Raw genomic sequence first — 16,710 nt, forward strand, 5'->3', positions numbered from 1 at the left:
TAAAAAGATGACCGTCCGGTTATCGCTCAAAACGGCCTATTACATCTGTAATTTTAAAGTTCGCTCTTCCAGTTTAATAACTTCTGTATATGACCTGTTGAAGCGATGATCATATAACAGGCTTGGAGATAGCTCATTTCGTGTAATGACTTAAGTGCTTGTATATCAAGCTGCGCCAATGCCTGTTCGTTAATGGCGTATAAACCAGTATAGGTTTGCTTTTCGCCATGTTGAGTAAGGCTCAGTTGTACGGCTTCTAACAACTCATGCTCTAGCAAGGTCGTTATAAATGCACTAGTGCGCTTATTACCATGTATCAGCATCATTAACTGCTCACAAACAGCGTTTAAGTAGGCCGTGGGCTCTCCCTGTGGATCAAAAATGCGCTCTCCTATATTTGCATTAACACGTGGGTGTTCTTGATTAATAAGCACAGCGAGGTCGTTATCCGATGGCTGTGTTTCTGGCGTATCACGTAAACCTAACTTGAATGGCTCACGCTTTATATGCAGTGGTATGTGTTGTGCTCGCCAGCTTCCTTGGTGCAAAAATAAATTCTCTCCCGCTGTAAATCCAGTCAAAGCATACAATTCAAACTGGCCTGTTTGTGGGTTTTTCATAAAGTACACAGGGTAATCTAACACCAACTGCTTTAGCTCATCAGCGACTATGGGAATGTAATTAATATTGTCACCAAGTTCACCAGCGCGCGCATTGTTTATATATAAGTTTGCGTGTGTATTTTTATCTAATAATGTTGCGTTTGTCATCGTAAAGTTACTCATTTAAGTGCGGTTTTTAAGCTAAATTTTTTGTAAACCATACTGTTTTATTTGTTTTAATAATGTGCGGTTATCCGGTAATTTATTCACTAATTCAGCCGTGTCTTTGGTATTTTTAGTTGCTAGATTTTGCGCTTTTTTAATCGCACTAGGGTGATTACCATAATGGGTCGTCGCCGTTTTAAACCCCATGCCATACAATACGTATTGGTAACTTGCTGCCGGAAATACCTCAACAGAATAATCAAAGTGGTTGTCGTTAGGGATATGTGTTCGCCATAGTGCTAAGTCATCTTGTAAGCTTTGCGGGATACTTTGCTCAGCACAATGTTGCTGCCAAAAAAGGCTATCGGTTCGCTCACTTAACATATAGTGCAACTTTAAAAAGTCGATAATACGCTGCCAACGGTAGTTAAAAGTACGATTAAATCGCGCGGCGGTTATATCCATGACTTGGCGATTAGCCGGTAATTGCTCTGCTATAAAGTTAGCGGATATTTCCACCAGCAATAAGGCCGATGCCTCTAATGGCTCTAAAAAGCCAGCCGACAAACCAATCGCTACACAGTTTTTGTGCCAAAACTTTTCTCGGTGTCCTGGTTCAAAACTAATTTTTTTAACATTAAAGTCAGCGCGCTTAGTGGGGGAGATATTTAAGTAATCAAAAAGTTGCTCTTTGGCTTCTTCCTCGCTGATATGGCGACTTGAGTAAACGTGCCCTACTCCACGGCGTGTTTGCAGACCAATATCCCATATCCAGCCCGCTGTTTGTGCTGTAGAAATGGTGTGTGAACTAATTGCCTGAGTGTCATCTTCATACGGCATGTGTACTGCTAATGCACTATCAGCAAATAAAATGTCTTTACATGATTTAAAGCCGACTTTTAAATTTTCACCTAACAATAAAGATTTAAACCCTGAGCAATCTATAAATAAATCGCCGCAAATCGTTGTGTTATTATCCAAACTTAATGAGTGTATATCGCCATGGACGTTATTATTTACCGATAAAACACTGGCTATCACATGTGTTACGTTTAATTTGTTGATGCAATGATCTTTTAAAAATGTAGCAAATAAGCCAGCATCTAAATGATACGCGTAATTTGCCACACCACTGTATTGCGCTGTTGTTAGGGCTTTAGGTGCTAAATTGTGCTCACACAAAGCGTGTTGAGGACAAACAAAATTTGCAAAGTGATTGTAAGGTTCGGCTGAATCAGTGTTTTGGGTTAGCCAAGCTGCAGCTAAAGCATTATCTACAAAGCCTTGCGGCATCATCAGTGGATGGTAATAAAAGTCGTTTTCTTTTGTGCTATGCCAGTTAGCAAATTTAGCGCCTTGTTTAAACGTTACGTTACATTGATTAATAAACTGTGCTTCATCAACCCCCATATTTTGTAACGTTCTGCGCATGGTCGGCCATGTGCCCTCACCGACGCCAACCGTTGCTATATCTGATGATTCTACTAAGGTAATTTTATAATTAAGACTATGGTGTTTTTGTAAGTAAGCGGCGATGATCCCTGCGCTTAACCAGCCTGCGGTTCCGCCACCTACGATTACAATTGATTTTAATGTGTCATTCATAGCAACCTCTATTATTGCTATATAGCGAGCAAAAAGAGCAAGACTACGAGTGCCTTGCTCTTTCAAATTAGCTCATTACCACTTAGCAGTGAAACCTATGCTATAACGTGGGCCATATTGCTCAGCAGATATTAGTTGTTCGCTAAAGCGGCCATGACGACGAACGGTTTCGTCAGTCAAGTTAAGCGCATCAAAATTAACTGAGTACGATTCATTAATCGTGTAATTAAAGTTAAAATCTAACTGACCATATGCTTCAGTAAATGTAGGCTCTGTGCCTAGCGAAAGTAAGAACTCGTCACGCCAGTTATAAGCAAGACGCACTTCGAAGTCGTCATTCTCATAAAAACCAACAAGGTTACCAGAGTCACTCAAGCCCGCTAGAGCAATGGTTTGATCAAAGTTATACGGTTCAAACTCTTCGTCACTGTTAACTATGGTATAATTAGCAACAACACCAAAACCGGTATCCTCAATCATATATTGACCATTTAATTCCCAACCATCTACTTCACGATTTTGTAAGTTATCAGGTGTTGAAATATCAAAGGTCACAACTGGGTCAGACGCTTGACTCATACATGCAGGGTTTGGCGTATCAGAGCTATCTGGACAACCTGGGCGCGGATTTGCACTTGGATCGCGCAGTGGCTCACCGTTAATGTCATCAAGTGTGCCTTGTACAACTCCTGCACCAATGAAGTTTTCTACAAACTTTTTGAAATAACCGACTGATGCATAACTACCATCATTACCATACCACTCAAACGAAAAATCAAAGTTGTCTGAAGTAATGGGTAAAAGGTTTGGATTACCCTGCGATGCATTAAACGGGCCTTCTGGGCGTGCATTGATTGTTGTTGACGGGAACATGGCACCAATGCCTGCACGGGCAAGTGTTCGGCTATAAGAAAAACGTGCTTTGTATCCGTTATCTAAATCAGCACTTAAATCAAGGTTTGGTAAGATACGCGTGTACTCACCTTCCAGCTCTTGTGGTGTTGCCTCAGCGGCATACACAGGACGTAGCTCTTCAGCATGGCGGTAATTTAGTGCAACGATGGCTGGCTTCACAGAGTAACCGGTTACATCCGTGCTTTCATAACGTACCCCAACATTCATGTCTATGGGAATATCATTAAACTCGGTACTTACATCTAATGACACGTAAAATGCCAATGTTTGCTCTTGTACGCCATTAGTTGAAATATCTGGATCTCTAAATAACCCTTCATTTTGCACAATACCAACAAAGTCTTGCGCACTAAACCTTGGTATATAAGGGAATAATTGGTCTGACCCTGAAAACTTGTCAGCAAATCCAGAGGCATCATCAAAAGTCATTCCTAAACTTTCTAATGGAACATCTACGAATGAGAATTGCTCAGATAAATAAGTATCAATTTGATAATCAGTGTACATAGCACCAAAATGAATTGCTGAAATTGCACCACTGTTTAAGTTTTCCCACATACCACTGGCATGATATTGCTTGATGTTATTTTTCATCTCATAGCCACGACGCTGATACAAATCCGATACGATATTATCTGGATTATAAGCGCCGCCCGGTAGTGATGAGTCATCAACTGTAATACGTGGCACTTCAGTTGAGAAATTAGCACCTATTAAATCCACAGAACCAGGAATGTTTTTTAAGTTCGCGATTGTTTCGGCCGTATTACCATCAGGGTTTGAATGAGAAGTTGAATCATGGGCATCAAAGCTCAATTTAAGTGAATCAGACGCTTGCCATGCGAGATTTAAACCAAAAGAGTCGTTCTCTTTTTTCTCGTAAAGCTCCCATGCCCAAAAATTAAGTTCATCATTGGCATTAGTGATATCCAATAAAGTACCATTTTGATCTGCTGTACCACCTGGGTTATCGAACCAAAATGTCATTTTATTCGTTTCACTGATTTCTTCAAAGCGCGATAAAGTATAGTCAAACGTAGCGGTTATATTATCTGTAGGTGCAAATTGTAATACTAATTGGGCGTTATCACGGGTACGTTCCGTTTCAAAACGTTCCATTTCTGGTGTCCACGGCACCCAGTAAGTTCCCGTAGGATTGACTGAAGTATCAATAGCACTGCTATCAACACCATTTGGGTTAGCACGGTTTTTAACCCAACCTTGTGAAGTTCCAACACGTTCACGACCACTTTCTCGTTCTGAATGTGAAACAGACAGCAATACACCAAACATATCATCGGCAAACGTTTGGCTGATCATGCCAGATATTTCAGGCGTGACATTCGATTTTTCTGAGCTCGTGTCTTTAATTGCTTTTACATTTGCAAATGCTTTAAAGCCATCATAGTCAAATGGCTTAGCGGTATTAATATCAATGGTAGCACCAATACCACCTGATGCGACATTCGCTTTACCTGTTTTATAAACAGTTACACCAGAGACACTTTCAGCTGCAATTTCTCTAAAATTAAAACTACGTGACACACCAGCTTCTTGTAAAACTGACGAGTTTGGCATTTGACGGCCATTTAAAGTCACTAAGTTAAAGCTTGGCCCAAAGCCACGCACTGTTACTTGGTTACCTTCGTTATTGGCTCTATCAATAGATACGCCGCTAATACGCTGTAATGATTCTGCTAAATTAGTATCAGGAAGTTTGCCTATGTCTTCAGCGGATATAGCATCAACTACACCTGATGAATCTTGTTTTATTGATGCAGATTTACTTAGAGCACTTCTGATACCAGTTACTTGAATAACTTCTAAATCATTTTGCGCTGATGTATCGTTTTTTTGCTCAGCATAAGTCAATGTGGATGTGAGTAGCATAGCTGCGCAAATCGCATTTAATTTAAATTGTGTGTGAGTCATTTTTGCACCTAAATAATGTGTTTGTAGAGTGTAATTGTTGTTTAATATTTTAATGAGACGCCTTATTGTTATCAGATTATTGTTAACAATTAACTTTAACAATAATGGAACACCTCTCATTAAGTCAATCGAAATCAAACAAAAATTTTACAACTGCGCTAATAATTTAAACTAACGCCACTGTATAGGTGATTTTAAAATGGCGAGGAAGTATTGATAACTAAGTAGTTTAGAGGTGGTTTTTTAATGGGTTTTAGACACCTGGGAAATACAGCGCAAACAGTTTTGCGCGTTAAATTCACCAATCAGTTTAATTGTTTAGTAAAGCCGTGATTTTGCTTGCAGTACTTTTAAGCTCTGCGATTATTGCTTGGGCATTCACTGCTGATGTTAATTCTGCATCAAAAGATGAAATAGTCAGTGCAGCTATCAATTTTGCTTGGGGTTTACCTATCAGCACAGAGAAATCATCAACACCGGTGATCAAAGGATTACTCTGTACAAGCTGACCTTGTGTACAAATAACATCGAGTTCATGTTGCAACTGGCTTAGCGCTTTAGATTTTAACGTACTATAACTTGCATCATGTTCAATCAACATACCACGAACTTGCTCGTTACTATTTGCTAATAATAATTGACCCGCCGTTGATTTACTTAGCTTAAATAATGATCCTTCTGCAATGCTTAAGTGCATTGCACTGTGACTGCGAGCTTGTACCACCGTCATGGCTTGGCTTTGATACAGCATAGTTAAATAGCATGACTGTCCCAAACTCACCGCTAAATCTTCCATGTAAGGAATGGCGCATTGACGCACTTGATCAATCGGCGAAATAGACCGAGATAAATTATAAAGCTTTAAAGATAAGCTATAACGCCCCGAAAATTCATCCCGTATTAAATAGCCCCGAGACTCTAAGCCAACCAGCACTCGGTAAATTTCGTTTGCACTACGACCCAGCCCTGCCGCTATTTCACTTTGTGAACAAGTACTTCCTTTAAGTACCAAAAACTCAAGTATATCTAGCCCCTTATCTAACGCAGGTACCGCGTATTTACTTTTTACTTTTGTGTTCATCATCCACCCAACCTTATAAAAACATGACAATTCGCCATCTTCATATATGAATAAAAAAATAATTTTTCTAGCTCATAATTTTTGAATTTTAGTAGAAACAATTAGTTAATCATTACAGCTTTAATTTATATATGAATATCATATTTTTATATAAATTCAAGCTTGACCGTTTAACTAATTCAACTCATTATTGTCAACAATTTACAACAAGTCGTCATTTACAGGACACCCAATTATGAACAACAGACAACTTACACCACAACAAATTGCTGACTTTCATCGAGATGGCTACGTTATAGCAAAAGGCTATTACGACGAACAAGAAATTGCCCGCTTACAGCAAACCGCCTTTAATGATGATTCGTTGTACGAGCGAGCATGGCATAAAAAAGATGCAGATGGTGCAGTAAGTAAAGTGTGCTTGTGGCAAAAAACCGGTGATGACTTTTACAGTATGTTTTCACGTGGCCGTCGTTTAGTTGATGTATGTGAAACTCTGATTGGTGAAGAGGTATACCATACAAGTACTAAAATAATGATGAAAGAACCGTTTGTTGGCGGCGCTTGGGAGTGGCATCAAGACTTTGGTTACTGGCATCGAGATAACTACATGCTTTACCCTAAAGCGATTAGCTGTATGGTGGCTATTAATAAAGCAACAATCGAAAATGGATGCTTACAAGTTTTAAAAGGCTCACATCATTTAGGCCGACTTGATCACAGTAAAACGGGCGATCAAAAAGGTGCCTGTTTAGAATTTGTTGAAGAAGCAATGAAATACCATGAGCTGGTCAATGTAGAACTTGAACCTGGTGATGTCCTGTTTTTCCACTGTAATTTATTACATAAATCCAACCAAAACCGTGCTGCAGAGCCGCGTTGGTCAATGATCTGCGCATTTAACGCAGTTACTAATCAATCCTTTAAAGAAAACGAAGCTGTTTATTATCCATTAGACCCCGTTAACGACGATGCCATTTTGAACTGGAAATCCGCTTAACTGTTCATCCGTAATTCTAGCCAAACCAACTCATAGATTGTTAGCCCTTTTCTTGAGTTGGTTTTTTAATTTGGAAAACCAATGATTTGTAGCCTAACTGAAAAACAAAAACAACAATTTGCGCACCCATTTCCTAAAAACGGCCAAGATCCCCACGGTAAAATAATTGGTCATGGTAAATTCAAATATAAAGTAGATGCGCATTGGGGCAAACTCGATCCTAAACAGTACCCAATCGAAAATTGCCACGCCATGGTAATGGATTCACAAGGGCGTATTTTTATGATCACCGATAATACCCAAAATAATATTTTGGTGTATTCACAACAAGGTGAACTTCTCGATGCATTTGGCACACTATTTCCTGGCGGCCATGCTTTAAAAATTGTCAAAGAAGGCGAGCAAGAATTCTTATATGTTGTCGACAGTGGCTGGATTGTTAATCGTCACTGGGATGGTCAGAGCAAAGAGCAATGGGATAGTCCGACTAATAATGTCATTCCACAAGCCGGATTTATTGCGAAAATGACTTTAGATGGCAAACTTGTTTACACCATTGGTCACCCGCAAACATACGGTGCTTATACGCCAGATCAACCCTTTCGCCCTACTGATATAGCCATAGCCCCAAATGGTGACTTATATGTTACTGATGGTTACGGCAGCGACTTTTTACTGCACTTTGATAAACACGGCCGATATATCAAGCACTGGGGTGGGCATGATAACAATGATGCCAACTACAATTTACATAATACCCATGGCATCGAGGTTGATTTACGTGATGCCACCAACCCGACTTTAATTGTCAGCTCTCGTTTTGAACAGTGTTTAAAAGTGTTTTCTCTACAAGGTGAATACCTTTCAAAAATAAGTGCGAACGGCGCGTATATTGGTGGGCCAGTTTTTAAAGGTGAACTATTTTACGCTCCGGTGTGTTGGTCGCATATTGACAATAAAAATGCTGACGACTCTGGTTTTATTAGTATATTTGATAAAAATAACACACTCATAGCTAATTTAGGGGCACCGCAACCGCAGTACATAAACGGTGAACTACAACCGATGCGAAGTAACGGGGACATTTTTAATCACGTGCATTGTATTTGTGTAGATCAAGAGGACAACTTATATGTAGGCCAGTGGAACTCTTCTAAAACATACCCAATTAAATTAATAAAGCAGTCAGAATAACTTAATACAAAAGCCGCATTGTTTATTGCTGACAATTTTCCTGTAGTTACAAATAATAGTCACTTATAAGACACACGGCAAAACAATCTTGAGTAACTGTTGCTAAACATTTTTAATTTAACGGCATGAAATAAGTACAAGTATTAAATTTTTTATATGCACTTAGTTTTTACGACAGATTCGAATCGATCTTTTGGAGGTTAAACGATTAACGATTTTTCTATTTTATACTTATATATTTAAGTGAATTGGAAGTTTTAATGAATGCAATTATTAAGACAGCTGGTCTAATTAGTTAATAAAGCTGTATTTCCAAAACATTAACGAGTTTACTTATGCCCTATAATTTAAAAAATCTAATTAGAATAAAACCATCTAATTTACTTTCATTTATCGTCTTTATATTAATTAGCGTGGCTTTTGCTAGTGTGAAAGTGTATGCCACTGATGCAGTATGGCCTTCAAAAACAGTTTATAAATATGCAAATGTAGAGGGTAAAAAGATCTTTTACCGAGAAGCTGGCACACAGCATAAGCAAACGATTGTACTTTTACATGGTTATCCGTCGTCATCACATAGCTACCGTGAGCTTATTCCGCTTTTATCTGGTCGTTATCATGTTATAGCACCTGATTATTTAGGCTCAGGTTATAGCGACCGTCCAAACCTTGGGGATCAAAAATATACTTTTGAGTTACTGGCTAGATATGTTGAAGGACTACTGACAACGCTTAAACTAAAGCGCTACAGCCTCTACGTTCAAGATTTTGGAGCACCTGTAGGCTTTAGAATGTTGTTAAGTAATCCGGATCAACTTGATGCACTTATTGTACAAAACGGTAATGCATATTTGGAGGGACTAACACCTGCTAGGCAAGCGTTTTTTAAGAACGCAAATGAGGATAAATCACAAACACAACAAGATAAACTATATTCATTCACCTCTGAGCAAGCCATTGTTGATAAACAATATTTACGTGACGTACAAAACAATACCAATGTGATGAGCCCCGACAGTTGGACCCACGATTCACACTTTTTACAAACCAGAGCTGATAGATTAATTCAGGTGCAATTGCTGCAAGATTACTACAACAACCTACTCGACTACCCAAAGTGGCAAGCTTACTTACGTAAGTACCAGCCACCTACTTTAATTGTATGGGGTAAAAATGACCCTGCATTTATAGCCGCAGGCGCTAAAGCTTATCTAAAAGATGTACCAAATGCAGAACTACACTTACTTGATTCTGGACACTTTAGTGTTGAAGAAAAACCAGTTGAAATAGCAAAGTACATTGTGGACTTTATGGATAAATTAGCGATTAAAAACAAACAAAACTAATTTACTTTGTAATACAAAAAAGCGCTGAAGGTATGAAATAGCCCACCAGCGCTTTCTTGTTAAATATAAAGTTAAATAAAACGTTAAATAATACTCACTAAATCAGCTTAACCTTCTTCTTCAATAAGTGACTCTAGTAGGTCATGTATTTCAGCTTTAAGCTCTTTGTCTTCAATTTTATTAGCGCTAACTTTAGCATTTTGAAGATTTTTAATGGCCTCGTCTTTTTGACCAAGCTCTAGTTGTAACGTAGCCATTGAAAAAGCAACTGACGACATGTGATCTTTGTTATTAATCGCAACCGACTTCTCTAATGCTTTTTCATAAGTAGTGATTGCCTCCTCTAGCTCTTCGGTAAAATCAGCTAGCGTTTCCCATTGTACAGGGTGATCTTTTGATGTGTTTTCATTTTCTATACAAATAGCTTTTAGCTCTGCAAATAACGATTCAAACTTTTCACGGTTATTTTTATTAGCTGCCGCCATTAAATCTTCTGCAAGGTCATGTACCGCTTTATATACTTTTGTGTTCATCATCGCGAGGTATCCTTTAGAGTTACTAAACTAAATGCTTTTACTTTAGTAAAAATAGTATGTTCAGTCGTTAAAAGCTTATTTTAACCACTGATTTATTGAATTAGCTGTATGGCGTAATAATACATTAATAATGACCATAGCGTGGACGTTAAACGCCTTGTGGTTAAAATTTTATTCAAATTAGGGCTAGGGCGTGTTGATCTTTGGTGGTTGAATTTGCAGCAGTATGTTTGGTAGTTAAGCAAGGCAGAGCCTATATTGTGTGGTTATTCCCCATAAATGAGCGATAACGTAGCATTAATGCCAAACATGCGCTGCCCTTTGGGTTCTTTCTAGAGACGATTAACTCTTTGTTGCCTACATGGATGTCATAGGTAGGTACTTAAGAAAAACATTAAGTACAGCCTTAAAAATTTGGCTCTACCCCATACTGAAATACTCCTGTTTTTCGATCGCGTTTGGGGTGTGCCCTAGCTGCATTTTTCCTCAGAAAGTCAAATGCTCCATTAACTGCATTTAACAATCCTTTCCTATGCTTCCTAATAATCGCTGTTAATATGGCAATCCACCAAACACCCGTTGTTTTTGCTACTGTCATTGTAGACATTTCAGTTTTAAATATCTTTTCAATACAGCCAGTTAAAAATCTTTTAAGCGTGGTTACTATTAAACTTACATAAATTAGCGCCTCTTGTAAGGTTGCGTTTGATGTTTGAAAGCCGCGTAAATTATTATAAGACTTACACTCCTTAAAAAGTAATTCAACCTGCCAGCGTAACCTATATAATTTGCCTATTTCAGTCGCTGTAAATTCATCAATAGATAAATTAGTGACTAAAAATGTATATTGTTTTTCTTTTTTTGACCAATACCCAATGACTCTTGTTAGCTTGTTTTTTATGCTAACATTCATATCAATAAGATCATTTTTAGGTAATTCGGGAAGCAATTCACATAACTTTGGGGAATGACTTCCTGTTAATTCCTGTCCATTTTGCTTAAAAGCATTATGTACTCTGACTGCTTTTAATCCCTTCGCTCTTAATACGTAAAATCCTCCTGCTTTATCTAATTCATGAATATAACTACCTGAATAATATCCTCTATCAGCAAGTAACAACTGTCCTTTCAACTCTTTAAATGTTGGAAGTTCTTCACGTTCAGAGTAACTGTCTGGTGTTATACCTGCTTTTTCAAAGCAACCTTGCGTTAAATTTAAAGTAGCATGCAATTCAATGGCTGCTGGACACGTATTTGAAAATCGCCCAGGAAAAACATCTTTTAAAGAACGATGAAGCATAATAGAGCTACCGTCCTGAATTAAAATATTCTCAAACTTGAACAAATCTTTTTTAGTGTACTTAAGCGCATCATTTATCCAACAATTAAAAACTCTATTTGTTACCTCTCGCATTAGTTCAGCTAGTTCAGGTTTAACTAACTGGTTATGAAAAGGCTTATACTTAATAGACTGCCCTGTTAGCTGATTATAAACTCTTAATATTTCGGATAAATAGATCGTTTTTTATCCCCAAGCGCAGCAACAAGACTAACAACCATATGAAATGCGGTAATATTTCTTTCTCTTTTAGTAAATGCTACTTGTTTACCAAGTCGGTTCAGTTTTTTTTCACTTAGGATACTTTTTAACTTATTAATAAAAATGTTAGCATTCATTTGAAGCTCTTTTCTTGATTCTGTGGTTTGTGTGGTAACAACCATTTGATCATGAATTGAGCTTCAACTCAATTTCTTAAGATCTTACCTATGACATGGATGTAGGTAAGGGGCGTGAGCAGGACGCGGAAGCTTTGCTCGGTTTTTACTTAGCCCACTAAGTTACAAACCTCGCGCCGCGATTAAATCGACTCTAGATTGAACAAATTTCAATCCACAGAGTTCAACACGCCCTATAACTTAACGTACTCAGGTAGAAACGGAAAAAGGCACTAAAGCAAACCCACTATCCAATCGAAGGTAAAAACAGTCGTAAATATTTTTAGCACAACAACAACTACAAATAAGAGGATAAAGAACACTTTTGCTTTGTTGCTTTTCAGATTTTTCCAATAGAAGCGTTTTGCATTAAATTCTGTCTTAAAATTATCTAAAGCGTCTTTCATGGTTACTCCCTGCTAATTTATTTCTATAAACATTGAGCCTAAACTATTCATATTGATGTGCACGCTATAAAGGGTAACAAGGTATGTCATCAGTAATTTTAGTATGTATGATTTGTTTATTATCAAAAACGCTAGTCTTTTAGAACAGCTATAAATAAATTCGGTGCTACACTAGCAACTAACTTAAACTCGTTAACAGCCAACTAAATTATGAAAGAATGTAACCAGTGTGGTAAATGCTGTATTAAATACGGCGGCGGCGATTTAAGCGCATCAAAAGAAGAAATAGATTTATGGGAGCTTTTTAATCCCGAAATTTATGAATACGTTAAAAACAATGAGATTTGGTTCGATCCTGAAACAGGATTAAGGCTAAATGCTTGCCCATTTTTAGAAATTGCCCCTAAAAAAGACCCTCTCGCTAAAAATATGTATACCTGCAGTATCTACCTCGACCGACCTGAGGACTGTCGCCACTACCCTAGCCTAATACCTGAAATGATCAGAGACGAATGCGAGATGATTGAACCTATCGACATAAAAAATCAGGCCAGAGCTCAGCATAAACTCGATATACTTATGATTGATAGTCGGTAACTCTCATTTAAGCTCAAAAAGTTTATTGGTTAATTTTTTACTTTTAAACAAGAGTAAGCGTGTATAGCAACAACAATAGAGCCAAAGCAAATTAAAAGTAAGGGTCTTATAGGCTCATCCCACCCTATTGGAATAATTATAATAAATGGAGTTACACTCGCTAGAAGTACCATAGGTAAATTACAAATATTAAATCTTTTTAATAAAATTGAAATTGGTACCCCGTAAACAAATAGTACGCAATAGACATAAAAGAAGCTTCCGCCAACCATTGCAGCCGAGAATAGTATCGCATCTATATAGTTTTTTAAGGGCTGATATCCAAACAGAGCAGATACAATAGCAAGTAAGGCACAAGCAGGAAATAAAGCTAAAGGGCCTATTAATATTACGCCGATATATTTGATAAATAATCCATTTTTAATCAAGTATTTTTATGTAGCAGCTATTGAATAGCTTTAATAATATTAGGCACTTTGCTCAATACATTGAGATACTTATATTTAGTATAATAGCCTAAATCCACACATCATTTTCAGCGGTGAGTACTGAACTGTTTTCCCCAGTGTTAATGACTCCTCGAAGCTCAATACTCATTTCTCCTTTAATAACTAAAAACACTTCGTCTGTGTTTGCATGAGAATGCCATGTAAATTCATTTTCAATCTTAGCGAGTTTAAATTGGTAATCATTCATTTCAGCAATTACTTTAGGTGACCACTGCTGTGAAAGCTTTGAAAATTTATCGAGTAAATTGATTGGAGATGCAGACATGTATTTTCTTCTTCGCTAATAGAATAAGCAAATATAATACACATAAAAATTAAGTATAAAAATTGTATCTGAGTTTTAAAAATCTGGCTCCTAAACGGTACGGTCAATCACTAATGAGTGCCCATACATTAATCACATCATAAACAGATTTGTATTTATTAGTAGAACTAATAAATGGTAATCCCCCCGTGAAATATAAAAAGCCAGCAATTTAAGCTGGCTTTGGCGGGGTTGTGAGAGCCCCTAACTAATTAATTTAAAGCATTGAAATAAAACTATTCTCGGCGTTAATTACAACCATAGGATTTACAGCAGACTTAGCAATTTGGGTTTGTGTAAAACAATCAATAGTTGCAATACTAATCACAATTTAACTTTATAAAAGCGTCCACAAAATCAGTACTCATAAATTTAATCTTATGACAAAGAGGTAATTATTCATTCCTTGATAAATAATCTCTACGCTGAATTTGTGGACACACAACAACTCTTTTCTTTTATTACTAATTTTTGTTATTACGACTGTTTAATCAAATGCTGTTTCACTAGTTGAGGGTCAAATTCTACACCCGTACCTATTATATCTGGAACGCATGCTTGGCCATTTTTAAGCCTTAAAGGACGTGTTGTATATTCATCTATAGGGAATGAATGAACTTCTAAGAAGCCGGCATGAGGCTGAGATGCCAACAGTGAGACATGTAACTCGTGCATGCCATGGCTACAAATTGGTAAGTTGTGTGTATATGCCATACTTGCCACGTGTAACCACCCTGTAATACCGCCAATGTTTGACGCATCAGGCTGTAAAAAGCCTAACTTAGCTTGCTCAATCGCATAACCAAACTCGTGCAATGTATGCAAATTTTCACCCATTGCAAGCGGTATTGAAGTCGCTTGTGCTATGCGAGCAAAGCCTTTGTAATCATCAGGTATAGTCGGCTCTTCAAACCAGGTTATGTCGTATTTTTCAATAGATTTAGCAAAACGAATAGCTTGCTCAACAGTCATTGAGTAATTGGCATCTACCATAAGAGTTTTATCTTTACCTATTAGATCTCTTACTGCGGCTACACGTTCTATATCTTCTTTAAAGTTGGGTTTACCGACTTTAATTTTTACTGCATTAAAGCCACGATTTAAATAACCATCTATATTACTAAGCAGTTTTTCTTTACTAAAGTTTAAATCTATTCCGCCTGCATAGCATTTTGTTTGGTCACTGCTACCACCCGCAACTTGCCATAATGGCGCATTTAAGCGCTTACACTTAATATCCCACAGCGCTATATCAACTGCTGAAATCGCAAAGCTAAGTAGTCCACCTCGGCCAACATAATGAAGATCCCACTGCAATTTGTCCCAAATTGCCATGATAGACATAGAATTTTGCCCAATTAATCCGGGCTTTATTTCATCGTTAAGGAGTGAATAAATTGCGCGACCACCTTTTCCACCAGTGTAGGTATATCCCATCCCTTCATACCCGTCGTGAGTCATGATATGCAACGCAATAACTTCAAAGTGAGTGTGATCGCCATGCTTTGCATCACTTAACACTTCTGCTAGCGGAATTTGGTAATACTCGACTTTTATACTTTTGATTGTTTGTGATGATACTTTCATTAAGCCACCGAATTAGTTTACATGACACTGTTCATTGTTAACAATTTACAACAGGTGTTTGTTGTTGTAAAGGTTATCTGTTTAATTAAGCGAAATTATCCGAGGGCCTGTTATTCTTTGAGAATTAAAATTTGTTCAAACTATAGGCTATTTAATCGCAGCGTGAGATTTGTAAACTAGTGGGCTAAGTAAAAACCGAGCAAAGCTTCCGCGTCCTACTCACGCCCTTACCTTCATTCATGTAGGCAACAAAGAGTAAATAGCCCCTATTAAGCGTGCTTATAGGGGCTTTAATTTAACAATAGAATAACAAAACTATTTTAAATCAAGTGCCAATAGCTGTGTATGCGCTGTTATATAAACGCGGTTTTGTGATTGGTTAAACGTTAGATTAGCACTAATATTTGGCATTTCAATTTGAGCTAGTAGCTCAGCATTTTTATTAAATAACCATAACCCATTGGGACCTGTAGCAAATATAATCCCACTTTTATGTACCTTTAAACCATCTGGTAAGCCTTGGTCATACTTAATTACTGGTGGTAATTCATAAAATAAAGATTTATTTACCACTGCACCACTGTCATTTAAATCATACTGATACCACGCAGGTTTATTAGCATTTGATGCCGCCACATATAACGTTTTATTATCAGCTGATAATGCGACCCCATTAGGGTAAATAAGATCACGATCCAATAAAGTGAGTTCCCCTGTATTTTTAAGTGAATATACCCCCTGAAACTTAAGCTCTTTGCCTTCATCATCTAATTGATTAGGTAAACCATAGGGTGGAGCACTAAAATAAAGCATGCCTTGGTCGTTAAAAACGCCATCGTTTGGGCTGTTAAACTTTTGTCCATTATAATGACTTACAATTTGTAGGTATTGTGATTTAGGCGTGTTTAATGGCGTCTTCATTTTTGATATAACACGTGAGCGCGATTGCAAAAGCACAAGCTCATTTTGTTTATTTACAATTAAACCATTTGAATAGCCACTATGCGCTAAGTACAAACTTGCACCTTTACCTGGTGTATATTTATAAACCTGATGATTAGGTATATCAGAATATAATAAATATCCTCCTTGATTAACCCAAACCGGCCCCTCTAGCCAGTCATAACCCGAAGCGAGGGTTTTTACAAGGTTATTTAAGTCAAGCACCTAAGTGCTTGCTCATTAAATATTTTATAGGGGCCTTGCTGAAGTAG

The 16,710-nt window shown here is 37.5% G+C and carries 16 protein-coding genes; 4 read left to right on the forward strand and 12 right to left on the reverse strand.

The annotated features are described in order from the left end of the window. Window positions 1-53 precede the first annotated feature (53 nt). The 4 genes from EU510_RS04585 to EU510_RS04600 form a co-directional block, all read right to left on the reverse strand. Entirely contained in the window at window positions 54-770 is a 717-nt protein-coding gene (locus EU510_RS04585; RefSeq protein WP_149592693.1) for a SapC family protein, read from the reverse strand. A 33-nt stretch (window positions 771-803) separates the two neighbouring features. Beyond that, window positions 804-2,372 (reverse strand): tryptophan halogenase family protein, encoded by a 1,569-nt coding sequence (locus EU510_RS04590; RefSeq protein WP_149592454.1) that lies wholly within the window; start codon window positions 2,370-2,372, stop codon window positions 804-806. Between the two features lie 75 nt (window positions 2,373-2,447). Then, on the reverse strand, window positions 2,448-5,219 hold the full coding sequence (locus EU510_RS04595; RefSeq protein ID WP_149592455.1) for a TonB-dependent receptor: 2,772 nt from the start codon (window positions 5,217-5,219) through the stop codon (window positions 2,448-2,450). 310 nt (window positions 5,220-5,529) lie between these two features. Further along, a complete protein-coding gene (locus EU510_RS04600; RefSeq protein ID WP_149592694.1) occupies window positions 5,530-6,300 on the reverse strand; it encodes an IclR family transcriptional regulator in 771 nt (256 codons plus the stop codon). 235 nt (window positions 6,301-6,535) lie between these two features. Here EU510_RS04600 and EU510_RS04605 point away from each other — a divergent pair, with 235 nt between their 5' ends. The 3 genes from EU510_RS04605 to EU510_RS04615 all read left to right on the forward strand — a co-directional run bounded on the left by EU510_RS04605 (window position 6,536) and on the right by EU510_RS04615 (window position 9,840). Then, window positions 6,536-7,300 (forward strand): phytanoyl-CoA dioxygenase family protein, encoded by a 765-nt coding sequence (locus tag EU510_RS04605; RefSeq protein WP_149592456.1) that lies wholly within the window; start codon window positions 6,536-6,538, stop codon window positions 7,298-7,300. 81 nt (window positions 7,301-7,381) lie between these two features. Then, window positions 7,382-8,494, forward strand: coding sequence for a 6-bladed beta-propeller (locus EU510_RS04610; protein ID WP_149592457.1), 1,113 nt, complete (start codon window positions 7,382-7,384; stop codon window positions 8,492-8,494). A 428-nt stretch (window positions 8,495-8,922) separates the two neighbouring features. After that, a complete protein-coding gene (locus tag EU510_RS04615) occupies window positions 8,923-9,840 on the forward strand; it encodes an alpha/beta fold hydrolase (RefSeq protein ID WP_262501187.1) in 918 nt (305 codons plus the stop codon). Window positions 9,841-9,947: 107 nt separating this feature from the next. Here EU510_RS04615 and EU510_RS04620 read toward each other — a convergent pair whose 3' ends face one another. From EU510_RS04620 to EU510_RS19875, 4 genes are all read right to left on the reverse strand, one after another. Then, window positions 9,948-10,376, reverse strand: coding sequence for a tetratricopeptide repeat protein (locus EU510_RS04620; protein ID WP_149592459.1), 429 nt, complete (start codon window positions 10,374-10,376; stop codon window positions 9,948-9,950). A gap of 406 nt (window positions 10,377-10,782) precedes the next feature. Next, the gene (locus EU510_RS04625) at window positions 10,783-11,895 is read right to left on the reverse strand and encodes an IS4 family transposase (RefSeq protein ID WP_316836173.1); all 1,113 of its coding nucleotides are present in this window, start codon (window positions 11,893-11,895) and stop codon (window positions 10,783-10,785) included. Then, a complete protein-coding gene (locus tag EU510_RS20010) occupies window positions 11,874-12,053 on the reverse strand; it encodes a hypothetical protein (RefSeq protein ID WP_262501188.1) in 180 nt (59 codons plus the stop codon). Before EU510_RS20010 ends, EU510_RS04625 begins: the two co-directional genes overlap by 22 nt. Before the next feature lie 272 nt (window positions 12,054-12,325). Then, window positions 12,326-12,499, reverse strand: a complete 174-nt coding sequence (locus tag EU510_RS19875; RefSeq protein WP_188085398.1) for a hypothetical protein — start codon at window positions 12,497-12,499, stop codon at window positions 12,326-12,328. A gap of 210 nt (window positions 12,500-12,709) precedes the next feature. Here EU510_RS19875 and EU510_RS04630 point away from each other — a divergent pair, with 210 nt between their 5' ends. Further along, the gene (locus EU510_RS04630) at window positions 12,710-13,096 is read left to right on the forward strand and encodes a YkgJ family cysteine cluster protein (protein ID WP_149592460.1); all 387 of its coding nucleotides are present in this window, start codon (window positions 12,710-12,712) and stop codon (window positions 13,094-13,096) included. A gap of 29 nt (window positions 13,097-13,125) precedes the next feature. Here EU510_RS04630 and EU510_RS04635 read toward each other — a convergent pair whose 3' ends face one another. From EU510_RS04635 to EU510_RS04650, 4 genes are all read right to left on the reverse strand, one after another. Then, window positions 13,126-13,524: a hypothetical protein gene (locus EU510_RS04635; protein WP_149592461.1), complete on the reverse strand. Its 399-nt coding sequence runs from the start codon at window positions 13,522-13,524 to the stop codon at window positions 13,126-13,128. Between the two features lie 88 nt (window positions 13,525-13,612). Next, window positions 13,613-13,870 carry a cupin domain-containing protein gene (locus tag EU510_RS04640; RefSeq protein WP_149592462.1) on the reverse strand — a complete coding sequence of 86 codons (258 nt, stop codon included), beginning with the start codon at window positions 13,868-13,870 and terminating at the stop codon, window positions 13,613-13,615. 516 nt (window positions 13,871-14,386) lie between these two features. After that, window positions 14,387-15,496, reverse strand: a complete 1,110-nt coding sequence (locus EU510_RS04645) for a mandelate racemase/muconate lactonizing enzyme family protein (protein WP_149592463.1) — start codon at window positions 15,494-15,496, stop codon at window positions 14,387-14,389. Window positions 15,497-15,811: 315 nt separating this feature from the next. Beyond that, complete coding sequence (locus EU510_RS04650) at window positions 15,812-16,663, reverse strand: SMP-30/gluconolactonase/LRE family protein (protein WP_262501189.1); 852 nt, start codon at window positions 16,661-16,663, stop codon at window positions 15,812-15,814. Window positions 16,664-16,710: the final 47 nt, after the last annotated feature.

It is taken from the genome of Pseudoalteromonas sp. FUC4 (genome assembly GCF_008370255.1).
GTDB lineage: Bacteria > Pseudomonadota > Gammaproteobacteria > Enterobacterales > Alteromonadaceae > Pseudoalteromonas.